At 64.9% G+C, this 22,919-nt stretch carries 18 protein-coding genes; 8 read left to right on the top strand and 10 right to left on the bottom strand.

All coding sequences use genetic code 11. The features are described 5' to 3' along the window. Nucleotides 1–52: 52 nt before the first annotated feature. The 3 genes from IU449_RS10275 to IU449_RS10265 are packed head-to-tail and all read left to right on the top strand — an operon-like array spanning nucleotide 53 to nucleotide 2,224. Complete coding sequence (locus IU449_RS10275; RefSeq protein WP_195001602.1) at nucleotides 53–346, top strand: type VII secretion target; 294 nt, start codon at nucleotides 53–55, stop codon at nucleotides 344–346. Continuing rightward, nucleotides 343–1,653, top strand: a complete 1,311-nt coding sequence (locus IU449_RS10270; RefSeq protein WP_195001601.1) for a hypothetical protein — start codon at nucleotides 343–345, stop codon at nucleotides 1,651–1,653. Before IU449_RS10275 ends, IU449_RS10270 begins: the two co-directional genes overlap by 4 nt. Nucleotides 1,654–1,687: 34 nt before the next feature. Further along, nucleotides 1,688–2,224: a hypothetical protein gene (locus IU449_RS10265; RefSeq protein WP_195001600.1), complete on the top strand. Its 537-nt coding sequence runs from the start codon at nucleotides 1,688–1,690 to the stop codon at nucleotides 2,222–2,224. 702 nt (nucleotides 2,225–2,926) lie between these two features. On the opposite strand, the gene IU449_RS10255 is transcribed toward IU449_RS10265, so the two are convergent. The 5 genes from IU449_RS10255 to IU449_RS10235 form a co-directional block, all read right to left on the bottom strand. Further along, nucleotides 2,927–3,226 carry an MTH1187 family thiamine-binding protein gene (locus IU449_RS10255; RefSeq protein WP_195001598.1) on the bottom strand — a complete coding sequence of 100 codons (300 nt, stop codon included), beginning with the start codon at nucleotides 3,224–3,226 and terminating at the stop codon, nucleotides 2,927–2,929. 32 nt (nucleotides 3,227–3,258) lie between these two features. Next, nucleotides 3,259–4,644: a helix-turn-helix domain-containing protein gene (locus IU449_RS10250; RefSeq protein WP_195001597.1), complete on the bottom strand. Its 1,386-nt coding sequence runs from the start codon at nucleotides 4,642–4,644 to the stop codon at nucleotides 3,259–3,261. A gap of 135 nt (nucleotides 4,645–4,779) precedes the next feature. Further along, entirely contained in the window at nucleotides 4,780–5,523 is a 744-nt protein-coding gene (locus tag IU449_RS10245; RefSeq protein ID WP_195001596.1) for a hypothetical protein, read from the bottom strand. Nucleotides 5,524–5,648: 125 nt separating this feature from the next. Further along, entirely contained in the window at nucleotides 5,649–6,161 is a 513-nt protein-coding gene (locus IU449_RS10240) for a hypothetical protein (RefSeq protein ID WP_195001595.1), read from the bottom strand. A 77-nt stretch (nucleotides 6,162–6,238) separates the two neighbouring features. Then, on the bottom strand, nucleotides 6,239–7,186 hold the full coding sequence (locus IU449_RS10235) for an alpha/beta hydrolase (RefSeq protein ID WP_228803877.1): 948 nt from the start codon (nucleotides 7,184–7,186) through the stop codon (nucleotides 6,239–6,241). A gap of 842 nt (nucleotides 7,187–8,028) precedes the next feature. Between IU449_RS10235 and IU449_RS10230 the strand changes: the two genes are divergently transcribed. From IU449_RS10230 to IU449_RS10215, 4 genes are all read left to right on the top strand, one after another. Continuing rightward, the gene (locus tag IU449_RS10230) at nucleotides 8,029–14,340 is read left to right on the top strand and encodes a PA14 domain-containing protein (RefSeq protein ID WP_195001594.1); all 6,312 of its coding nucleotides are present in this window, start codon (nucleotides 8,029–8,031) and stop codon (nucleotides 14,338–14,340) included. Between the two features lie 93 nt (nucleotides 14,341–14,433). Then, on the top strand, nucleotides 14,434–15,000 hold the full coding sequence (locus tag IU449_RS10225) for a hypothetical protein (RefSeq protein WP_195001593.1): 567 nt from the start codon (nucleotides 14,434–14,436) through the stop codon (nucleotides 14,998–15,000). Nucleotides 15,001–15,246: 246 nt separating this feature from the next. Next, nucleotides 15,247–15,690: a hypothetical protein gene (locus IU449_RS10220; protein WP_228803875.1), complete on the top strand. Its 444-nt coding sequence runs from the start codon at nucleotides 15,247–15,249 to the stop codon at nucleotides 15,688–15,690. Nucleotides 15,691–15,910: 220 nt separating this feature from the next. Then, the gene (locus tag IU449_RS10215; protein ID WP_195001592.1) at nucleotides 15,911–16,213 is read left to right on the top strand and encodes a hypothetical protein; all 303 of its coding nucleotides are present in this window, start codon (nucleotides 15,911–15,913) and stop codon (nucleotides 16,211–16,213) included. Between the two features lie 55 nt (nucleotides 16,214–16,268). Here IU449_RS10215 and IU449_RS10210 read toward each other — a convergent pair whose 3' ends face one another. From IU449_RS10210 to IU449_RS10195, 4 genes are read right to left on the bottom strand one after another with little or no spacing between them, the layout of a single operon-like run. Continuing rightward, nucleotides 16,269–17,018, bottom strand: coding sequence for an SRPBCC family protein (locus IU449_RS10210; protein ID WP_195001591.1), 750 nt, complete (start codon nucleotides 17,016–17,018; stop codon nucleotides 16,269–16,271). A 12-nt stretch (nucleotides 17,019–17,030) separates the two neighbouring features. Next, nucleotides 17,031–17,555 carry a (2Fe-2S)-binding protein gene (locus tag IU449_RS10205; RefSeq protein ID WP_195001590.1) on the bottom strand — a complete coding sequence of 175 codons (525 nt, stop codon included), beginning with the start codon at nucleotides 17,553–17,555 and terminating at the stop codon, nucleotides 17,031–17,033. Next, nucleotides 17,548–18,423: an FAD binding domain-containing protein gene (locus IU449_RS10200; protein ID WP_195001589.1), complete on the bottom strand. Its 876-nt coding sequence runs from the start codon at nucleotides 18,421–18,423 to the stop codon at nucleotides 17,548–17,550. The genes IU449_RS10205 and IU449_RS10200 overlap by 8 nt, the downstream gene beginning before the upstream one ends. Next, nucleotides 18,420–20,852: a xanthine dehydrogenase family protein molybdopterin-binding subunit gene (locus IU449_RS10195; protein WP_324188162.1), complete on the bottom strand. Its 2,433-nt coding sequence runs from the start codon at nucleotides 20,850–20,852 to the stop codon at nucleotides 18,420–18,422. The genes IU449_RS10200 and IU449_RS10195 overlap by 4 nt, the downstream gene beginning before the upstream one ends. Nucleotides 20,853–21,113: 261 nt before the next feature. On the opposite strand from IU449_RS10195, the gene IU449_RS10190 reads away from it, so the two are divergent. After that, complete coding sequence (locus IU449_RS10190) at nucleotides 21,114–22,292, top strand: XdhC family protein (protein WP_195001588.1); 1,179 nt, start codon at nucleotides 21,114–21,116, stop codon at nucleotides 22,290–22,292. A 32-nt stretch (nucleotides 22,293–22,324) separates the two neighbouring features. Here the strand turns inward: IU449_RS10190 and IU449_RS10185 are convergent, their stop codons facing one another. Then, nucleotides 22,325–22,906: a DUF4334 domain-containing protein gene (locus IU449_RS10185; RefSeq protein WP_195001587.1), complete on the bottom strand. Its 582-nt coding sequence runs from the start codon at nucleotides 22,904–22,906 to the stop codon at nucleotides 22,325–22,327. Nucleotides 22,907–22,919 lie beyond the last annotated feature (13 nt).

Here is a 22,919-nt window from a genome sequence, read left to right as displayed (position 1 = left end):
AGCTAGCTAATGTGGTGAGCTGGAAGCATAGAGTTCGAAGGGGGACACAGGTATGAAGGTCGATCCGGGTCAACTGCGCGCGCTGGCGACGTCGATGGATGACATCAGTGGCAAAGTCGCCGCGCTAGACGTCCACACCAAGGGGGACGCAGTCGCCGGGGTACTGCCTGGGTCTTCACTCGGTGCGGCTTGCGCCACGGCGAGCGAGTATGTGGAGGGTGCGTGGTTGCGGATGGCGATGCGTCACAAGCGTGTCTCCAACCTGTGCAAAGGCAGTGCCGACACTTTCGAGGTCACCGACACGGACTTCCGTGACAAGCTCGCGCAGATGGGCGAGAACCTGTGACCGAACCTCCGACTCAAACCCAGGTCCGTGCATGGGAGCCATGGAAGATCTCTGAGGCCGGCGATGAAATGAAGGCCCGCAACACCGACTTCCTCACTCTCATCGATAGCGCCGTCACACAGATCCGCGATGCAGGCATACACTGGGACGGCGACGCGTACTGGTCAGCCTACGACCGAGTCGCTGGCGACCGCGACAACGGCAACAAGGTCAAGCAGGCAGTCGACACCCTCGCTGATGCCATGATCTGCGGTGGCACCACCCTCACCAACTACCGGCGGATCCTCTTCGACAAGGTCGCTCTTGCCGCCGAAGACGGGTTCATTGTCTCCGACAGTTGGGCCGTGAAGGCACTCAACGACTTCACGGAGGATCGCGAGACCGATCGCACGCACCATCAGACAGCTGTCACCACCGCGCTTAATGAGATGCTCGGAGCGCAAACCGACATCAATACCGCGATCACCGTCGCAGCAAACGAGGTCCGGACCCGAGGCAACAGTCTAGGTGAAGGCGACGCGGTCGCCCCGCAATCGACATTGGGGAACAACGCCAATGGTTTGGTTGGCCAGCTACATGAAATATCCGACCCCGATATATTAGCTCCAGGGCAAACTTCGCCCAGTCAGCAGAAAATCGACGCCAAGTACGACTATTATAAGTCCCTAATTGAAAGAAACGGAGGAATCGTCGATACTGGGATCGACCAGAAGAATATGGTCGCGATTCGCCGTGAGACCAACACTTTTGCGAACAATGGGCAGGGAATTTACGATGACAAGGCGGTTCTGATTTGGGTTGATGACCATGGCATCAAGCATGTGAGCGAGTACAAGGCAAATACGGACCCCACGGCGCGGTACATCGATAATCCAAATGAGACTCGAGATGTAAATGGCGACGGAACAAAGGAGCTAGGGCGCCTCCCGGCAGGCACTTACGAGTACGGACATAACTGGTTCAAGAATAAGCATGACACAGTGGGTGATGGAAACGTATTCACAATGCCGGAGGATGCTCGCGTAGCGGCGGAGTACGATACGAATCATGATGGATTATTCAATGACAATGCCTTTGGTGAGGGGGGAGAATCGATGTTCTGGCACTGTGGACGAGAAGGGGATGTCGCCAGTGCTGGTTGTCAGACAATGCCTCCTGACGATTGGAGTCGGTTTGTCACCGATATGGGCGTATCTCTGACCGACAAATACACCGGTGACCAGGTCCCGCTGCGTTATACGTTGGTGAATGAGAATCGTGCGAATGGGAACACGGAGTACCGGGATGTCGAAGAGGGAATGGCGTAAGCGTCACAGGGCACCGGCACCGGTGGTCTGGAACGTGACGATGGTGATGGCAGCTATTGCGACGGGACTATGCTGCGCTATGAAAATGTGGGCGGATGTCACAGCATTCGAAGACGATGAATTATGGCTGACCGTCGGACTTTTGGTCGCCATACCGGTGACAGTGTGGTTCGTGTTGATTGTCGTCGCCTGTATAAGGTATGCGGGTTGGTGGCGCTTGGGACTTCTAGTCCCTGCGTTCGTTGCAGTCACGGTGGCGCTGGCCGGATTCTCCGTTCCTGGTCGGATCGGCTGGTTGGTGACGCGAAGCGAAATGGATCAGGCAGCCGCGGCATGTGACAAACTGCAAAGCGGGCGATCAGGCGGTTCGTATGCGAGTGAAGCTATTGGCATGTACCAGTTTCACCATATCGAAAGTGGGCCTGCCGGAGAATGTGAATTCTATTTTTCGCGGTATTACCCGGGAGTTCGTAGCGGGTTCATGTATCTGCCTAATGGCGAAGCCCTCGTCAGTGATATCGATCATAAATATGTCCGCCTCGATGATTCATGGTACTACTTCAGGACGTAGTTTTTTGGTTGTCTACCCGAGAGAATTCCGTCGCGACGTCGTTGACGTCACTCGCAAGGGGCTGGCGCCGCTGATGCAGATCGCGAAGTATTTCGGGATCTCGGAAAGCTTCCTGGCGAACTGGTTGCGTAAGTCCTAGGGCGGTGGCAAAGTTTTGAAGTAGTGGGCTGATCTGGGTTTTCGGTGTGTCGATGGGGTAGGCACTGCTCGGGTGTGGCGATGATCGAGATACCACTTCGGACCGTCCATGAAAGCCAATGCCGTGCCTGCATTCTCATCATCACCCGTGCCTGCGGTGTGTGTCGAATCGACCACATCGATCAGCGCGGTGGCAACTGTGGACACCCCTGAAGCGTTGATGCCTGCCGGGTTGCTGGAGGTGCTGGCGATGGCGCCCGAGCCTCGGGAAACGACGCGGCCGCCGGCACCGACTGGCGGGTGTGCTCGCGGTGGCGCTGGCCGCGACCGTCACCGGAGCCAGGTCCTTGGCCGCGATCGCGCAGTGGGCCGCCGACGCGCCAACGGTGCTGGCCGGTCTGCGAGCATCGGATCATTGGGCACGAGACAAGTCGCTGTACCCGGCATCCCTGGCGGACTCGCAGTTGACTATCGGGACACCGACACCGTATATCGGTGCAACTCGATCGCGCGCAGCGCCCCTGGAGCTGCTGGCAAGCAGTACCCAGGGTGCAGCGCGTGTTCCTACATGGATTCCTTCAGATGTCGCTCCACCGACTCGACTTTCGAGGTAATCGCGTTCGACGAACCAGGGCGCACGTCGCCCTTGAGTACGATGCTGCATCGCGGCGAAACTTCCATGACAGCGTCGATGGCTTGTTTGACCACCGCCATGACTTCATCCCATTCGCCTTCAATGGTCGTGAACAACGCATTGGTTTCGTTGGGCAGACCGCTGGCGCGGATGACGCGCACAGCTTCGGCGACCGCCGCACCAACACTTTCTCCGGAACCTACCGGCGTAATCGAGAAGGCGATGATCACTGTCGACTCCTTGCTGTGTTTGATTATCTCAACTACACGGTCTCGAAGAGGTCAGCTATGTTACGTCGCAGCTCGAGCACGCCCGTTGCGTTTTTGATCCGGCTTTCGCCAGTTGCCTGATACACCCTCTTGAACTCGTCCAGCACGCGCATCGACGTTGTGCCTGAGGCATCTTCGACGGCCTTTTGGCCGAGGGCCACCCCTTCGTCGAGGTCGCCGTGGCGGAGCTGTAGCGCCGCCAACCGCGTGAGGCCGATTTGCCGCGATCTGGCGTGCTCGTCTGACAGCTGCAGTGCGCCACGCAGACGGTCGATACTGCTGTCTACCTCGATGTTTCGCTCGTATGCCAGATCGAACAATCCATGTGCGGCGTCGCTGTTCAGCAACTGTTCGTTGTAGTAAGTGCCGAACCCTTCGTGCTCGGTGTCGGCGTGGTCTTGGTCTGCTGCCTCTGAAAAGAGTTGCTCTGCTTGTCGAATGGACCTGACGCACTCCACATCGTTGCCCAACCGGCCGAAGGCACGTGCCTGTACAGCAGCGATATCGGCTCGACGCAGCAGGGAAATGCGATCGGAGCGCACCGAGGCGACGCCCAGCATGGTCAGAGCATCATCGGCCTTGTCGAGATATATGGCTTGCCGCGCCATACAAGTCAGAATCGCAGCGCGCAACCACCATTCGCCGACGTCGTCGGCCAATCGCCAACCTGCTTGGAAATACGCTCGCGCCGGACCGTGCTGTCCGCGATCATAGTACGCCCATCCCGCGACACGGAAGAATGTTCCGACTGCCGACTGCATGGCGGTCCGGACGTGCGTCGGCATGTCCGCATCGAGGTATCCGACAGCGGTACGCAGTTGTGCGGCCATCGCCTCGCCGATTCGCAGGCCCGCGTCATCGGCGGCGCGGAACAGCCCTGCCCATGCTCGAATCTGGGCAACATGGTCCATCCCTACCCGGCGGGGAACCGGCGGCTCGATGGGCGTACTCCCGACAACTTCAAGGCCGTCGGCTACTGCTGCGGCCGAGACCGCGACCAGTCCGCGCAGAAACTCATTGCGGTTCACCTCGTCCTCGGCTTCCTCTGTCGCGGCATCGGGTACCGGAAGTTGGCCCGTGCCCTCCGTCCCGATGATAGGACGGTTCTTTGAACCATGAGCGGATGCGTCGCGCTGCGCCAGATCAGTTAGCTGAGCTTGAAACCGGGCCAACTGTTCGCCATCGAGCCTGCTCAGCGCTGTGTCCATGCCTGCGGCGAATTCACCAGTCAGGGTGATTGTTTCGCCGCGACGCTCCCACTTCCCGACCGCTGCCTCAGAGAAGCCGGTCATCTCGGCCAACTCGCGCTGGCTTATGCGCAGGGCCTCCCGGCGCAGAGCGCGTACCTCCAAACCGGTCCACTTCGTCACCACGATCACTACGCCCGCCCCTCGGTGTCTGCTGGTTGTGTACGGGCAGCGTAAGGGCTCCGTTCGCGGCGCGTGTCTTCAATCACCGCATTGCGGAGGAAAGTTCATGGGAGTCCTCGCAACACCAGAGCGAACCTTCCTCCGTCAGCGTCCGCGTGCGTCCCGTCCTCGTTCGCGTTCCTGGGCCCGTGCTTCTCGCCCGGCGCGAGTCATGCCGCTGCCCGGCGTCGCGGGCTCACGATCCAATTCCCGCTCCACTGGAGGCATACTCACCTCGAGTACCCGCGCGACGTCGGGTGGCAGCCGTTCCAGTAGTTGGTCCCGAGCAGCCTGGATGCGAGCGAGTTCGTGCCGACGGGCCTGTTCTGCTGTCCTCTGCGCTTGCTGCCGTGCGATCGCCCGCGCGGCCGCTTCCTGGACTCGGGTCTTGGATTCACGTTGCTGTTGTTGCTGGCGGATCAGCTCGGGAATATTGTGCAGTTCCCGTTGCACCCCGACCGCCTGCTGCTCGAGCGCGCGTCCGAGTTTGCGGGCCTTCTCCGCTTCAGCGCGTGAGACCTCCACGACCTGGAACCGTCCGGGAAAGTCACGCTGCAATCCCTCGAGTTGCTGACGGACCGCACGATCCGCGGCGCCCTCCCGCATCACCCATGTGCCCGTCGCATGGGGGTCTGTGGACAGCACCTTGCGGTCCAGGGCTATCTGGTTGAGGGTATGGGCATCACCGGGAACGCGGACACCGCTCTTGTATTCGGTGAAATCCCGGCCACCAGCGGCGTTCGTTCGTGCGGTGTCATGGATTCGCGTTTTGCCCTTGTCCGGGCCGAGCACAATGCTCTGCTCATGCTGCCAGCCGTTCGCGCGCGTCTCACCCCGCAACTGCGCCATGCCTCGATGGAAGTGGCGTCCCCGCTCCCGGGATTTTTGAGAGCGCTCGGCGCGGCGACGCCTCTCTTCGTCTTCCGAAGTCATCGGCCCGCCCCCGCCGTATCATCTGAACCCTGCTACTGCGGTCAGGCTTTCGAGTCGTGGTACTCCTCGACACGGTCGGTGATGTCGTCGGCGAAACCGTCGCCATGCTCGATCATCGACAGCAGCATGTCGACGGGATTGTCCACCGCCGAGGTGTAGCCGTAGCAGACCGAGGGCCCGATCCCCTCGTAGACCGGGGTCCCGTTGGCGGGCACGTTGAACCGCAATCCGTCGGCGTTGCGCACCAGATACTCGGTCAGGTAGCAGACGAATCGATCAGCGACCTCGGAGCTGTCGATCAACGATGCGCGGGTGGGAAACACGGCGAACGCGCCGTACTCCACCCATTCGAGCATGGCCGGAGAGTAGCGAGCCGCGACCGGGCACGGTGGCACGTTCTCACCGGCGGTGAAGTCCTCAGCAACGGGTAGCGACCGTAAGGTGTCGTCGAAAAGGGCGTCGATCTGGATATGGCAACGGCGCAGATCCGACCACGCCACCCACGCTGGAGCATCCTGGGCTGCCTCGTCCCACACCGATGCCAGATCCGACATGCGCCCATCCCCTCATCGCGTTGTGGCCCCTTGCCGGTGCAGATCATATCGGCGTGGTCGTGCATGAACGGGCTGAACTACTTCATGGTTCCGGGGTAGCGGGCGTAGAAGGGGGCGGCGCCGCTGAACAGGCTGCGGGGGGCGAGGTGTCGATCGCGAGCGGTGGTTGGCTGATGCCGTAGCCACTGCGCCACGATGCCGATGACTTCGGCTTGGTACTCCTGGCTCTTGGGGTTGAGATACTGCGGATCATCATGGACGGCGAAGCCGTGCTGCGAGCCGTCGATCTCGACCAGTTCGACAGGTGCGGTGAACTGAGTGACCGCGGCGCGCGAGCCGTCGATCGGCACCAGCGTGTCGGCGTTGCCGTGGACGATGAGGGTCGGCGTCTTGATCTCGCCGAGCACCTCGTTCGGCTTCACCCAAAAGACTTCGTTCAGGAGCGGGCGACCGTGCTTCAGCGTCGGTGTGAACCGAATGGCGCCTGTCTCATTCAGCTCGCGGGCAGCCTCGTCGTTGATGACATCGTCGGTCCAGTACGGCCGGGTATCGATGGTTCGCTTCTTGTAGTCGAACTGCGGATTGAGCAGCACCAGCCGGGCCAGTTCGTCGGGGCGCTTGGCGGCGTAGTAGCCGCAGATACCACCGCCGAAGCTGGCACCCAAAAGGCTCAGTTCGTCAGCGCCGGTTGCCTTTCGCAGGTGCGCCAAACTGACGCGGATGTCGTTCAGGATGGTGGCGAGTGTCAGCTCCTCCTGTCGGCCCTCGCTCTCGCCATGACCACGAAGATCGAAGCGAAGCGAGGCGATGCCGACATCGGCCAGGCCCGCGGCCAGGCGAGTGAAGAAGCCGCCCTCCTCGCGGGTGACGCCCCCGCCGTGTACCAGCAGGACGGCACGCGTCACTGGCTGCTCGGGAGTGACGAGGCTAGCTGCAAGGTGAAGGCCGTCGAGTGTGCGGATTCGGGTGGTGGCGCTGGCTGATGGCACCAAATCAGTGAAGCAGAGGTGCGCATCCGCGACCATGCGCCGCTGACTATGTAGGACGAGAGCGCAGATCCGCATCACGGTGCGGATTTCGTCCTGGGTCGCCCGACCGGCCCGCGTTGGGGCTCGGGAGGCCATTGGGCGCGTGTCGGCCTGTCAACCCCGCGGTAAACCGGCCTCGCAGAGAAACGTCAACCGTGCCCACGCACAGCTATGAGGTCGGGAGGACGGGCATGAATTCCGTCGTGCGGCGGTCATCGGACATCGGGGAGGGCTGTGCGGTAGCGGGGCTTTGCGTCGGGAAGTGCACCCTGTCAGCTAGCTGGCCGATGCACTGGAAACCTGGTGGCGCAGCGTATCTCGCCAGGGCACTGAGCTGCGCTTTTGCGTGGGTGTATTGACTATTGATGAGGCTTCGGTGAAGCTGGTGACAGCGCCATAGCTGCGCTCTCCACCGGTTCGCATCCGGAAAGCCCCTGCAAGACAAAGCCTCCGACGTGTCTGTCGGCGCCTGCCTACAGCGTCCTATCTGACGTTCGAGATTCGTTGCCACAGTGATGCGTTCGACGCATTCGTGTCCGAATCGGCGTCGCGAGCCGGATATCACCTCCACCGCTATCCCAAGTCTCTCGTCTCGGGGCTTGGGTTTTTTTGTGTCCAGATTCATGGAAGGACCAAGTCGAATCATGTCCAGTAAGTGTCGTTTCGCCTGGGCGCTCCGGCTGCTCGCGAGGATTCTCGCCCGTGGGCGGGGTGGGCTGCTCAGAAGCTCGCTACGAAATCCCACCGACGACGGACCTCCTCGAATGCCTCGTCGGGACGTCCGCGTGGGTACCGGCGTGGTGTCTATCGCGTTGGTGGCCGGCTTGATACAGGCTCTGGTGAGCTCTGACACCCCGGGCGCACCGATCTCGCCGCGTGATGTGCCTCTGCTGAGCTCCAGCGAGGTCGACCAGATCGAATCCGCCCCCGACTTTGCGGCCCCGGAAGCGGATTTCACGCCGTTTTTGGCGGATCCGGCGGTGGGATTCGATCCGGACACCTCGACCGAGTTCAGTCGCACGGAGTTCGGTGTCGAGTACACCAATCTCGATGGTTCGCGGTCGGTGGTGCTGTCGCCGACCCCGGTGAGCCTGTCCGACGGCAATGGTGGTTGGGACCCGATCGATACACGACTGGTGCCTGATCCGGACACGGATCGAGTGTCCGCGGCGCGTACCGATGCCGAGGTGTCCTTCGCCGAGTCGGCCGAGGATACGGCGCTGGTCAGCGTGGACCGCGGCGGCGCTGGGATCACGCTCGGCCTGGAGGGCGCCGAAGCGTCTCTGCGTGAGGTCACCGATTCCACGGCGACCTACACCGACGTGTTGCCCGGTGTAGATCTGCGATACGAGGTCACCGGTGATTCTGTGAAGGAATCGCTGATCCTGGAGTCTGCCTCAGCGGTCGATGACGGCCGATGGGTCTTCACGTTGGGCGCTCAGGGGTCTACTCCGCGCCTGGCCGACGATTCCGTGGAGTTCGTCGACACCACCGGAGCGGTAGTCGCAGCCTTGCCGCCGATCCAGGTGTGGGACGCCACCGGCACCACTACCGACGGTACCTACGGACTGGAACAGCGAGGTGATTCGTGGCAGTTGACCGTCGCGGTGGACACTGCGTGGCTGACCGCGGGTGAGCGGCAGTATCCGGTGGTCGTCGATCCGACCTACACCTTCGGGACGCAAGCTGAGACGGTCGCCTACCGGCAAGGTGCGAGCGCGTGTGGATGGTGCGGAATCCGCACCGGCAACAACCGAAGCTTCCTCGGAACCGACCAGTTCTGGCGGTCGGCGATCCGCTACAACCTGGCACCGCTGGCGGGTAAGACCATCACCGCGGCACAGCTGAACTTGTCGGTGACCACCTCGGCTGCCGACCAGATCGTCCCGTCGACGGTGAAGCTGCACCAGGCCACCACTCCGCTCGGCTACACCGCTCTCGGTGCCCAACTCGCTTCGGCGACCGTCGGTTCCACCGGTTCACTGAGCGCTCCCGACCTGATCAACCACATCGATCAGCAGGCCGACGCGACCGACCCGAACGCGTGGTTCATGCTGACGGGCACCGAGACCAGCACCTTCTCCTACAAGGCGCTCACCGCCTCGTTGGTGGTCGACTACACCGATTCCGGCAACCCGCCGACCGGGCCGCCGGTGACGATGGTCGCGCCGGTCGAGGACGCGATCATCGCCACCGACACACCGACCCTCGAAGTCGGTGCCGGCCCTTCGGGTACTCAGTACTGCTTCAAGATCTCCACCGGCTTCGACGGTCGCTCCGGCAGCGTTGTGGACTCCGGCTGTTTGACCGCACCGAAATGGACTGTGCCGCAGCATGTCCTGCGTGACGGCGGTCGCTACAGCTGGACGGTGGCCACGGTGGCCTCGGGAAGCACCACGCCGGCGGTGTCGAATTGGGTCGGGCATTTCACGATCGACAAGCGGATCGGGCGTCCTGGTCCGTCTCCGGTCGACGAGTATAGCCCGGTCACTGTCAATCTGTTCAACGGCAACCTGCACACCGAAGCCGCAGGCCCGGTCTTCGAAGCGCTCGGCGGGTCGGCCGGTGTCACTCTCGCCTACAACTCGCGTCAGACCGCCGACGGGCGTGGTGTGCGCGCGTCGTACTTCAACGACGTCGATCGTGACGGTGTCGCGGACGCGGTGCCGGTGATGGTGCGCAGCGAGCCACAGGTGAATCTGGACTGGGGCAACATCTGGAGCAATGTATCGGAAAACCTTCCGTGGAAGGAAGATCCGATGCCCGCAGCCCTGGACGACGAGTGGTACGTGGTCCACTGGGAGGGCTACTTCCGGCCCCAGGTCACCGGTGATTACAGCTTCGCAGCCAACCACGCCGACGGCGCGACGATCTGGGTCGACAACACCGTCGTCTACGACGCGGCCAACGCCGCCACGGTCGGCAGTGCGTTCAACCAGCCCGCCCCGAAGGCGAGCACCGACGTGTCATTGATCGCCGGCCAGCGGGTTCCGATCAAGATCGAGTTGCGACACAGCACCACCAGCAATCCGCGCATGGTCTTGTGGGCCAAAAGCACCACCGGCTCATCGAACCAGCGTAGCCACAACCTGAATCCCCGGATTGTGCCGACGGAATGGTTGTACGCGCAGGATCCGTCTCCGCTGCCGGGCGGGTGGACCCTAGGGGTGATGGGCAGCCGCTACGTGTCCGCCGAGATGCTCGACGGCTCGGTCGTGGTGACCGATTCCGCGGGCGGCAAGCGCAGCTGGGCCAAATCCGAGGCTGGTGGTTACCTTCCGCCTCGCGACGAGGACGGTGTTCTCGCCGTCGACGCCGACGGCCGCATCTCGATCACCGACGACGGTGTGGTCTCGGTGTTCAATATCGACGGCACCCTGGCCGCGGTATCGAATGTGCAGGACAGCAAGAAGCCCGCGTCGATCCAGTACCTGTATTCCGGAACGCCCACACGGTTGACCGAGATCAAAGACCCGGTGTCCGGACGCAGCCATATCCTGCACTACAACACCGACAACAGTGACAGTTGCTACGGCGGTGCGTCGTTCCCGTCCGGATCGCATCCCGCTCCTCCGCAGCGACTGTGCCGCATCACGTACTGGGACGGCACCGAAACCCTGCTCTGGTACGCGGTGGGCGCTCTGGCGCGTATCGAGAACCCCGGCGCCGAGATTCGCGACTACAGCTACGTCAGCCTGGACGCCGCCAGACTGGAATACGACCAGGCCGGCAGCGACACCGCCGCGAAGTTGCGGGCGATGGACGCCGTCGGGCCGATGGAGCAGGTCCGCGACAGTCTGGCCGTCGACTGGCGGGCCGCCCAGACAACGACCCCGCCGCGCTACACCGACAGCACCTTCATCGAGTACGACGCCTTCCACGACGACATCACCGCGGGACTACCGCCGCATTCGCGCGTCATCAGCGTCACCGCGCCAGCGGCGAACGGTGTGACCCTCGCACCACGGGCCTCACACACCTACCGCTACGACATTCCCGGGAAGAAGGGGTATATCGACATCGCAGGTCTGGACACCTTCGGTGACCGCACCCTGACCTGGGATGCCGCCGGCCGCACGCTCAGCGCGACCGACGCACACGGGAACACCGAACGGACCGAATGGAATCCGAAGGACTACCCGACCGCGCGGATCGACACCACCGGCCGTCGCACCACGCTGATCTACGATCACGCGGATCGACCCACCGACGAGTACGGTCCGGCACTGGCGACCTGTTTCGCCGGACAGTTGCCCACCCCGGCGTGTGCGACGACGATGCCGCACACCCAGAAAACCTACGACGAGAACCTGGTCGGGCTCGAGGCGGCGTTCTACGACAACCCGTACCTGTCCGGTGTCCCGAAGGAGTGGGCAACCGGCATCGGCACTGTCGACGGAAGCCTCAGTCGCACATGGGGTTCGACTCCACCGCTGACGAACAGCGCTGGCTGGTCGGGCCGCTTCATCGGTGAAGTCGTCTTCCCGACCGTCGGTGAATACACCCTCGGGTTCACCGCCGTCGACGGCGTGCGGTTGTGGGTCGATGACGTCCTGATCGTCGACAGCTGGACCGACAAGCCCTCCACCACGGTCGTCGGCGCCTACACCAACACCGTCGCCGACAGCCGTCACCGGATCCGTGTCGACTACTACAACCGCAGCGGCACTACCGGCGCGCTCGATTTCCAGTGGACACCGCCAGGGTCGAGCACCGCGGTGACCGTTCCGGGACAGCACCTGGCCCCTCGCTACGGTCTCGAAACCAACCTCACCACCCACAACACCTCGGGTGGCGGTGTCGAACGCGCCCCAGCGAAGACGATCGCGACCACCTACGCCGACCCGGCCAACGGCCTCGACGCCGTCTACGGCCTGGCGGTATCGAAGACCGGCGATCCCGGCGGCCTCGCGCTGACCGGCCGTGCGGTCTTCGAGCAGCCCGGTCAGGGATTCATGCGGCAACTGTCGGCGTCACTACCCGGCGGCGACATCACGGATGTCGATCGTCGCGGCACATCGACCTATTACGGCGACAACGAAACCCGAGCCAACCCGTGCGTGCCGAACTCACCGGCCGTGAATCAGGCCGGACGGGTGAAGCTCGTTCGCGGAGCACAGGATTCGGACGGGGCCGCCAACGCGGTCGAAACCGTCTACAACCCCGCGGGGCGCATCGTCGCCATGCGGACCAACAGCGAGCCCTGGTCGTGTCGCGCCTACGATCTGCGTGGTCGTCTGACCAGCACGTCGTTCCCGGCGATGGGCGGACAACCGGGCCGGATCGCCACCTATGACTACGCCGTGGGCGGTGATCCGCTGAAGATGCGGGTCGGCGACACGAATGGTTCGACCACGAAGGTTGTTGATCTGCTGGGTCGTACGGTGTCCTACACCGACGCCAATGGTGTCGTCACCGTCAACGGCTACGACCTGGCGGGCAGGCAGACCAGCGCGACCAGCACCGTGAACGGTGTCACCTCGACGCTGAACTACCGCTACGACGACTCCTCCCGTCTGACCAGGGTGGACCTCGACGGCGCCGTCGTCGCGACCCCCGGCTACACCTCCGGTGTGCTGACCAGCGTCGACTACGGCAACGGCTCCGATCTGGCCGTCACTCGCAACGACGCGGGCTCGGTGAGCGCGCTGGCCTGGGATGTTCCCGGGTCGACAGTCACCAGCGCGGCGACGCGTTCGCGTGATCAGCGCATCATCGACGAGTCCATCTCCGACACCGCGGGCGCGACCCACCAGTTCTCCTACACCTACGACGGTGTCGGCAGGCTGACGGCGGCAACCGTACCGTTCCACCAGCTCACCTACGGCTACGCCGCCGACGGTGGGTGCGGCCCGAACCCGCAGGCCGGACGCAACACCAACCGAACGTCGTTCAGCGACAGCTTCAACGGTACGCCGGCAGTGACCACTACCTACTGCTACGACCACGCCGACCGTCTGCTGTCCACCAGCGGCGGCGCCGCCCTGTCGTTCACCTACGACAACTACGGCAACGCGATCACGGTCGGACCCGACACCCTCGGTTACGACTCCACCCGCAGGCACGTCTCCACCACCACGGCGACGGGTCGTTCGGTCACCTACACCCGCGACGTCACCGACCGCATCATCGGCCGCACCGTCCAGGATCCGACGAACCCGACACAGGTCAACCACTACGGCTACACCAGTGACGCCGGTGGTCCCGACTTCGTCCTCGACGCCACGGCCAACCTGCGCCAGCGCGTGCTGAAACTGCCCGGCGGCACGGTTCTGACCAAGAACTACACCGCGGGCAACGCCACCAACTGGTCCTACCCGAACATCCACGGCGACATCATGTTCACTGCGGACGGCACCGGCACCAGGACCGGAACTCTGCACCTCTACGACCCCTTCGGCCAGAACATCGACTCGGCCACCGGCGTCATCGGCGACATCCCGATCCCGGCCACCGCCGAGGGCGGAATGGACTTCGGCTGGCTCGGCACACACACCGTCCCCGTCGAACACGTAGCCAGTCACCAGGCCCTCGAAATGGGCGCCCGCACTTATCTACCGGTCCTGGGGCGCTTCCTGCAGACCGACCCGATCCCCGGAGGTTCCGCCAACAACTACGACTACGTCAACGGCGACCCCGTCAACTCCTTCGACCTCACCGGAAAGTGCCCAGCGTGCGCTTTGGCCGTCCCGCTGACCATTCTCGGCGGCGGTGCCATGATCCTCTACGGCGGAGCGATGTACCTCTACAACAACCCCATCGATCTGCCGAGCATCGACAGCTTCCCGAGTCAGAACGAAGAACCGTCCAAGCCTGCGCCCGCAACAGATCCATCACCCTCGCAGCCGGGGGTCACTCAGTCGTCCCCGAACACTGGCGGTGCCGCATCACCAGGCGGAACGCCGTCCCCTTCGGCACCGGTGCCGAGCTGGACCGATGGCAGCGTCTCCCCTGGCCCCGGCTGGGAATGGCGGGGGCCCGATGCCCCCGGTGGTGCGCGCGGCGCCTGGTTCAACCCGGGTACCGACGAATCGTGGCACCCAGACCTCAATCATCCACCGGGTGTCGACCCTCACTGGGATTACGTCGACCCCCGAGATGGTCAACACTGGAGGATGTTCGAAGACGGCCGATTCGAGCCGAAACCCTGAGTGTCGCGACGGTGGATCTCCGGGCCACTGGAGATCCACCGTCGATGAGGCTGATGCCCAACAAGATTTCGAGAAAGGAAGGACCGTTTAGATATGAAAGCCACCGTGGTGCCCGCAGGTCTTCGAGGGTACGAGTATGTCGTAGAGAATCTGCGATACGGGCTCGCCGCCGCTCGAGCGGTGCTCCCTCTGGTCGAGGGAATGCGAGCAACAGCGATGGTGCCGCACGGCGCTGCCGAGAACAGCTGGTTCGAGTTCAGAGCTGCTGCGGGAAAGGCAACGATCCGTGAGCTGACGGAGTTCGTCATCGACCGGTTTCCCGGCTGCTTGATCATCGCTGAGCAGCCTCTGCGCCGTCCAGGAGATCCGCACCTGTCACATCATGTATTCGAGCGGGTGGTACTGGGAGAGGAGGTGTTCGCCGTCTGTACCACGAGCAGCCCTGAGTACGTCGTGACACGAACTCTGAATGCTCAGGATCCCACCTACCTGTACTGTGTTTTCGTCATCGAGGACAACGTGAAGACCAGAGCATGGCTGCGCGGCGAATCCACCGAAATTGTTTCCGACACTGCTGATCTGCGTTTGGTCATCGTCGGGGCCTATGACGGAGAGGGATTCGTGATGCTCGCTCCGGACGACCCGTTCACCGGCTCCTGAATCGCGCGGGACGCTTGCGTTGCGCTTCTCACGCCCGCGCATCGGGTTGTCTGGACCTGCCTGTGCCGCTGACATCGATACGTGGACAGTCTATTCGAGCTGATCTCTGATCGATTCATGTCCGGCCCCTCGTCGCCCGAACGGTGGTCGCAACGCTCGTCCCGGCGGCGTCCTCGCCGTCTACACGGTTTTCACCGATGTCAGCGCTCCCATCTTGCCGGGATCAGCTGATGGTCAGAATCGCGGATGGGAGAATTGACCCGGTTTGAATTGATGTACATGCGGGAGGATGGAACTCGGATGGCAATGGTTCATTGGGATGACCCAGATTTTCGAGTATGCCGAGTTGGCTTCGACGCGCTCCGCCAGTTGCAGCAGGAGGCCGAATGCTTCGGCTTGGCGACTCGATGGTCTTCGGAAGAGGCTCTTCGCAAACAGGTGAAAATTGGGGTTTCCCTTCTGATTCCGTTCATGCGTGAAGAACGACAAGGGGGTGTGCGAGCCTATCGATGCCTGGTGTTGTTCCCGACCGTAGAGGATGCAACTGCCGGCGGAGTCGCCACAATCGATGTTCGCCCCGACAGGTTGAGTACGATGAACAGAATCGACCGAGACGAGGCCGTTCGCCAAGCGCTCGCCCAAGTGTTCTCGCTTGCACAGGGTGGCATTTCTATGGTTTCGAAGGAATAGTAATGCACCCTGCGGGGCGGCCTTTCAGGGCGCCCCGCAGGGCGCCGGCCGACCGCTCGATATCTCAGCGTATTCGTCGCCGCGGCCGCCGCCTTTCGGCGCGCTGAATTCGCCCCAGAACCCGCAGGTTCCTCCCTCGACGATGAAGCCCGCCTTATGTGCTCCTGACAGGTCAACCTGCGGCAGTCTCTATCGACAAGTTCTTAATGGAGAGTGACTCTTGAATCGTGAACCGTCTGCTGCCATCAGTTACGAGCGGCTACTGGAGGTGTTCGAACTACTGATCGCGCATATTCGATCGGCTCGTCCGGGGGAATATGCGACCGTCAACGACGACTACTTCTGGTCGATTCCGATTGAGGAAATGACCGATGTCTACTCGAATCCGACCTTGACGATAGGCCAATTCTCCGAGGCGTGGCAGAATATCGAGAAGTCGATAGCGTGTGACATCATGACGCCATACGACCTGATCTGGTTCGCTGATATCCTGCGGGCGGTGGGGAAGGAAGCCATGGGCTGACGTTGTAGTCGTTACACCGGCCTTCCACTATCAGCATGAGACGGTTGAACAGCGCTCAGCGCACCCGCCGGCCGGAGCGGCGTCGCAAGAACAGTGTGAACAGGACAGCCGCGCCGACTCCGGCCAGGGCGACGAGGGTCAGCCGTCGGTTCGGCGACAGGCCCGCGGCGGCCATGATGTCGATCGGTTCGGCACCCTGCCGGGGAGTGATCGGCCGGACGACCGAATCTCGCGCGTTGTCGGATCGCGCTGCGGTGATGGTCGCCGTCACGGCCGCGCTCGATGCGGTGCCGTTCTGCGTCGCGGTGTCAGTGAGCGTGGAGTTCTCGCCCGCGTCCTGCGCCGCGCCGGTGGCGCTCGGGGCGGCGGTGAGTTCGGCGGCGAGGTTGTCGGCGAAGGTGCCGATCAAGGTGCCCGCTACTTCGGCCAGCGCGCCGCGTCCGAACTGGGCCGGTTTGCCGGTGATCGCCAGATCGGTGTCGACGAAAACGTCGGTGACGTCGCCGGATTCGACGAGACGGCAGGTGATGACGGCTTTGGCGGTGCCGTTGCCCCGGTTCTCGCGGCCGCTGCCCTCCAGGACAGCGACGCCCGCTGACTCGTCCTGGGAGACGACCTTGATGATGCCCTTGTAGGACAGGCCGACCGGGCCGAGTTTCACCTTGATGCGGCCGTGGTAGTCGTCGCCCTCACGGGAGGTGATGGTGGCGCCTGGAACACACGGGGCCAGGCGCTCCAGGTCGAGCAGGACCGGCCACGCCTGGTCGGCGGGGACGGGGATGGTGAAGGTGTTCTCGAGTTTCACGGGTTCCTCGGCTTATTTCTGCTGCGCCGCAGTTGATTCGGCGTCGGGCTCGGTGGCGCTGTCGGTGGCGGCGGCGCGTATGGCGCGCAGGATGCCCTGGTAGCCGGTGCAGCGGCACAGGTTTCCTGACATGGCGTCGCGGATCTGCTCGTCGCTCGGGTCGGGGTTGTCGTTCAGGAAGGCCGTCGCCGACACCACGAAACCCGGTGTGCAGAAGCCGCACTGGAGACCGTGGTGATCACGGAACGCCCGCTGCACGCAGGAGAGTTCGCCGTCCGGACCGGCCAGGCCCTCGACCGTGGTGAGCTCGGCGCCGTCGGCCTGCACGGCGAATACCAGGCAGGCGCGGACCGCGGCGCCGTCGAGCATGACGGTGCAGGCACCACACACCCCGTGCTCGCAACCGAGGTGGGTGCCGGTGAGGCCGAGGCGCTCGCGCAGGTAGTCGGCGAGGGTGAGCCTGGGTGGGATGCGGTCGCGGCGGCGCACGCCGTTGACGACCACTCGGATCTCGACGTCGGGGGGTGCTTCAGTCATCGCTCGCCTCCTCGAGAGCGCGCCGCCAGGCGCGGGTGACCATGACCGCGCCCACCCGGCGGCGATATGCGGCGGAGCCGTGGACATCGGCGGGAACGGCGTCCAGGTCAGCGGTGGCGGCGCGGCCGATCTCCTCGGCGTCCGCCTCCGCCGCCGGACGGCCGAGCAGTTCGGCTTCGACGGCCCGTGCTCGCAGCGGGGTCGGGGCCAGGCCGAACAGGCCGATCCCGACGCGTTCGATGCGGGAGTCGGCGTCCAGGCCGATCGCCACCGTCGCGCCTGCCATGGCGAAATCGCCCGCACGGCGGGTGAATTCCTCGATGGCGAAACCCCGGCGGCCCGGCCAGGCCGGGAAATCGATGCCGACCAGCATTTCGTCGAGTTCCATCGCGGTGCTCCACAGACCGGTGAAGTAGTCGGCCGCGTCGATCGTCCGTTCTCCGCGCGGGGACAGCGTGCGCATCCGGGCGTCGAGAGTCAGTGCGACGACCGGGTATTCGGCGGCCGCGTCGGCGTGGGCGACCGCGCCGCCGATAGTGCCGCGATTGCGGATCTGGAAGTGGCCGATCAGCGGGGTGGCGCGGTGCAGCAGCGGCACGTGGTGGCGGGCGTTCTCGTCACGGCCGACCATCGCGTGGGTGGTGCCCGCGCCGACGCGCACGGTGTCGCCGTCGGTGTCGATGCCGCGCAGTTCGGTGACCTTGCGCAGGTCGATCAGGTGCTCGAAGGCGGCCAGCCGCAGGGCCATCATCGGCACCAGGCTCTGACCACCGGCGATGATCTTGGCCTCGTCGCCGAGTTCGGCCAGCAGGTCCACGGTTTCGGCCGCGGTTTCGGGTGCGTGATAGGTGAACGTGGCGGGTTTCATGCGGTGACCTCCCCGGTGTGGGCGGCCGGGCCGGAGCCTGTTGCCGAGTCTCCGGCCGAATTCGACCGGGAGTTCGCCGCCGAGTTCGCGGCGTGCGACGCCGAGGTCGATGCGAAGCTGATCATCTCGACGATGCGGGCGGGCGAGAGCGGCAGGCGATCGATCTCGACGCCGAAGGGCGCCAGCGCGTCGGCGACGGCGTTGAGCACCGCCGGGGTGGAGCCGATCGCGCCGCCCTCGCCGACGCCCTTGAATCCGCCCGGTCCGCTGCTGCGGGTCTCGATGTGGCCGATCTCGATATGCGGGACCTCGGCGGCGGTGGGCATGAGGTAGTCGAGGAAGGTCGTGGCGACCGGGTTGCCGTCGTCGTCGTAGGCGAGATGCTCGTAGAGCGCGCCGCCGATGCCCTGCACGGTGCCGCCGTAGATCTGGCCCTCCACCACGTTCGGGTTGATCATCGGCCCCACGTCCTCGCTGACGATGTAGCGCAGCAGGGTCACCGCTCCGGTCTCGATGTCGACCTCGCAGGTGCATACGTGGGTGGCGTTGGCCCAGATCATCATCTGGTCGGCGCGATGGCGGCCGGTCGCCTCCAGGCCGGGGGACATGCCCGGCGGCAGTGCCTCGGTCTGGAAGTAGGCGATGTGGGCGATCTCGGCCAGGGTGAGCGACTTGTCGGTGTCGCGCACGCTCGCGCGGCCACCGGCGAAGTCGATCTCCTCGGCGGCGACCCCGAGCTGGTGGGTGGCGATGGCGGTGATCCGTTCGCGCAGGATCTCCGCCGTCGCCGCGATCGCGCCCGCGGCCATCGATCCGGATCGGCTGCCGTTGGTGCCGCCGCCCATCGGGGCCACGGCGGTATCGCCCTGCAGAGTCTGCACATCGGCGATGTCGATGCCGAGGGCGTCGGCGGTCAGTTGGACCGCCGTGGTCTCCAGGCTGTTGCCCGCCGAACCGCCGGACAGGTGGACGTTCACCTTGCCGGTCGGCGCGATGCGGATGGTCGCGCCCTCGGTGCTCAGGAACGGGGTCGCGCCGGTGGTCGGCTCGATGTAGGTGCAGGTGCCGACGCCGAGATAGCGGCCTTCGGCACGGGCGGCGGCCTGCTCGGCGCGGAAGGCGTCGTAGTCCAGCATGCTCAACGCCTGTTCGAAGCATTCCAGAGGGGTCGCGTCGGAGTAGGGCATGCCGTTGGGGTTGAAGGTCGGCATCTCGTCGTGGCACAGCATGTTGCGTCGCCGCAACTCGGCCGGGTCGATGCCGATCTGCCTGGCGGCCGCGTCGAGCAGCAGTTCCCGGGAGACGGATTCGAACTGCCACGGGCCGCGGTAGGCGACCCGGCCGACGGTGTTGGAGTAGAAGGAGGCGGTGCTGAAACCCGCCTGCGGAACGCGATACGGGCCGGGGAAGAGCATGCCGACGGCGATCGAGGAGGTCAGCGGCGAGGGGATCGGATAAGCGCCGACATTCTGCACGTGTTCGATGGTGGCGGCCAGGATGGCGCCTTCGGCGTCGAAGGCCATCGCCACCTCGCCGTGCTCGTGCCGGGCCATGCCTGCCGACATGAGATTTTCCTGGCGGTCCTCGATCCACTTGATCGCGCCGCCGAGCTTGCGGGCGGCCAGCGCCACGCAGCTGTCCTCACGCTGCGGGGCGACCTTCTGACCGAAGCCGCCGCCGGTGTCGCGCACGATCGCGCGCACCCGATGCGCGTCGACGCCCAGCAGCCGGGCGAAGAAGCCGCGCACCTCATGGGGCGACTGGGTGGAGGTCCAGACCGTCAATTCACCGGTGCCGGAGAACCATTCGGCGATGATGCCGCGGGTCTCCAAGGGGACGGGGGAGTACGCCTGCTGGTGGATGGTCCTGCGCACGGCGTGCGCGGCTTCGTCGAAGACCGACGCCAGATCGGCGGGCGGACGGCCGCCGAGACCGCCGGCGGAATTGCCGGGGTGGGCGGCGTGCACCAGTTCCGGCGATTCGGCGGCGGTGGCGTAGTCGACGACCGGGGTCAGCGGTGCGTAATCCACGACGACCAGTTCGGCGGCATCCTCGGCGATGTAGCGGTCCCGGGCGATCACCATGACCACCGGGTCGCCGACGAAGCGGACCTCGCCTTCGGCCAGCGGTGGGCGCGACACCTCGGGGAAGCCGGGGGTGTCGAGCGCGTAGGAGATCTCGGCGACGCTGTCGTTGAGATCGGCGGCGGTGTACACGGCCAGGACGCCGTCGAGTTCGAGCGCCTCGCTCACGTCCACGCCGGTGATGGTGGCGCGGGGGAGCGGACTGCGGACGAAACAGGCGTGCGCCATGCCCGGCCTGGTCACATCGTCGACGTAGGTGCCCGCGCCGGTGAGCAGGCGGGCGTCCTCGACACGGGGGACGCGGCGGCCCACCGCTGTGGTGACGGGCACGCCGGTGGCGGTCACCGCGGACCCCGTCTGATCGCTGTGAGCGGATGGAGCGTGCTGTGCGCCAGCCTCATTCGAGTCATCCGGCGGTTCCTCCGTTCCCGTGGAGCAGGCGGGGTGGCCGCCTCGTCCCTGTCTAACATCGTCGTTCGCGCATCGTCAACGCTTCATATGTCCAAGTCGAGAATAAGATATCAGAATTGCGAGAGCATCGTTCTCATGGTGCTATTCTCGCAGGACAACCGGTGTTCGCGCCGGGACCGCGGTGAGGAGGCGATCATGCGTGCGCTGGCCGGGCAGTTGTCGCACTGGCATGCCGAAGGGGTCGAGTACGCGCTGGCCACGGTCGTCGCTGTGCGGGGGAGCGCACCGCGGGCGATCGGCGCGGTGATGGCGGCCGATGCGGCGGGGACGGTGCGCGGCAGCCTGTCGGGCGGCTGCGTCGAGGGTGCGGTCTTCGAGGTGTGCCAGGAGGTGCTGGCCACGGGGACGCCGGTGCGCCGTCGCTTCGGTTATACGGATGCCGATGCCTTCGCGGTGGGCTTGACCTGCGGGGGCGAGCTCGAGGTGTTCGTCCAGCGCGTCACGGCCGCCGAGCACCCGGTCGTCGAGGCCGTGCTGCGTGACGACATCCCGGTCGCGCTGGTTCGTGATCTCGGCACCGGCGGATTGCTGGCTGTCACGGGCACGGACACCACCAGCACGGATACCACCGGTACGGATGTCACCGGCACGGACGCCGGCATCGGCATCACGACCTCGGCGCACGCGCCATGGCCTTCGGCTGTGGTGGAGCGGGCGCGCGCGATGCTCGCGGCGGGCTCGAGCGGAGTCTGCACCGTCGGCTGCGGCGCCGGGGAACGGACCGTGCTGGTCGAGTCGTTCACCACCCGCCCCCGCATGATCATCTTCGGCTCGACGGATTTCACCGTCGCCCTCTGCCGTGTCGGCGCGCTGCTCGGCTATCGGGTGACGGTGTGCGAGGCGCGACCCGCCTTCGCCGATCCGGCCCGCATCCCGGAGGCCGATGAGGTCGTCGTCGCCTGGCCACATCGATATCTGCGCGACACCCCGGTCGACGGGCGCACGGTGATCTGCGTGCTCACCCATGATCCGAAATTCGACATTCCGGTCCTGACCGAGGCGTTGCGTCTGCCGGTCGCCTACGTGGGGGCGATGGGGTCGCGCCGGGCGGACCGGGAGCGACGAGCGCGCTTACGTGCAGCCGGGGTCGGGGAGTGCGAACTACGCAGGCTGCATTCCCCGATCGGGCTGGAGCTGGGTGGCCGGACACCGGAGGAGACCGCCGTGGCCATCGCCGCGGAGATCGTGGCCGTGCGCAGCGGCGGATCGGCGCAACCGCTGTCGGCGACCGACCGGGCGATCCATCCCGACACCGCCGATCGACAGACCAGGGATATGCCTGCGGCCCGCCCGGGCATTCGTGAGAGTGCCTGAGCGGGCCGCGTCGGCCGCGCCTGAACCGTGGCTCAGCGGTCCAGGCGAAGTGTGAAGAAGTACGGCTTCGGCGCGCCGCGCTGATCCATCACCCCGAGCAGGGTGTGTTCGTCGACGCGGCGGAACACGTCGATGATCGGCAGGTGGTCGTAGACCATCGCCGCGCTCACCTTGCCCCGGAACTCGATCGCCCGCAGCCGGGCCCGTGGCTGTTCGGTGCGCAGGCCGATCGCCAGCACGGGTAGTGCCTTCTTGCCGCGAGCGACCAGCTCGTTGGGGATCTTGCCCGCCAGGCTCAGCGGCACGCGTCGCGGATCGACGGCGAAGATGCCCTGACCCGGCGTCGAGAACAGCAGCGGGTGCACGGATTCCGGGCCGTCGAACTGCTTGCCATACCAGCCGGAGGCGGTGAGCAGGCCGTCGATGGGGTGGCCCGTGACGATCTCGCCGCCGCGCCACCGGCCGAGGGTGATCTCCTCGACGGCGACCGTCGGCAGGCGATCGAAGAAGGCGGTGACCTCTTCGTAGCTGCCGCCGTCGCGTTCGAGCGCGGCGAGGGTCTGCACTGCTTCGGCTTCGGTGAGGTACGCGCCGTTGGTGTCGGATTCGGGCATGAGCCTGGCTGCT

This window comes from Nocardia higoensis, assembly GCF_015477835.1.
Classification (GTDB): domain Bacteria; phylum Actinomycetota; class Actinomycetes; order Mycobacteriales; family Mycobacteriaceae; genus Nocardia; species Nocardia higoensis_A.
This window is presented reverse-complemented; position numbering and strand designations above follow the sequence as displayed.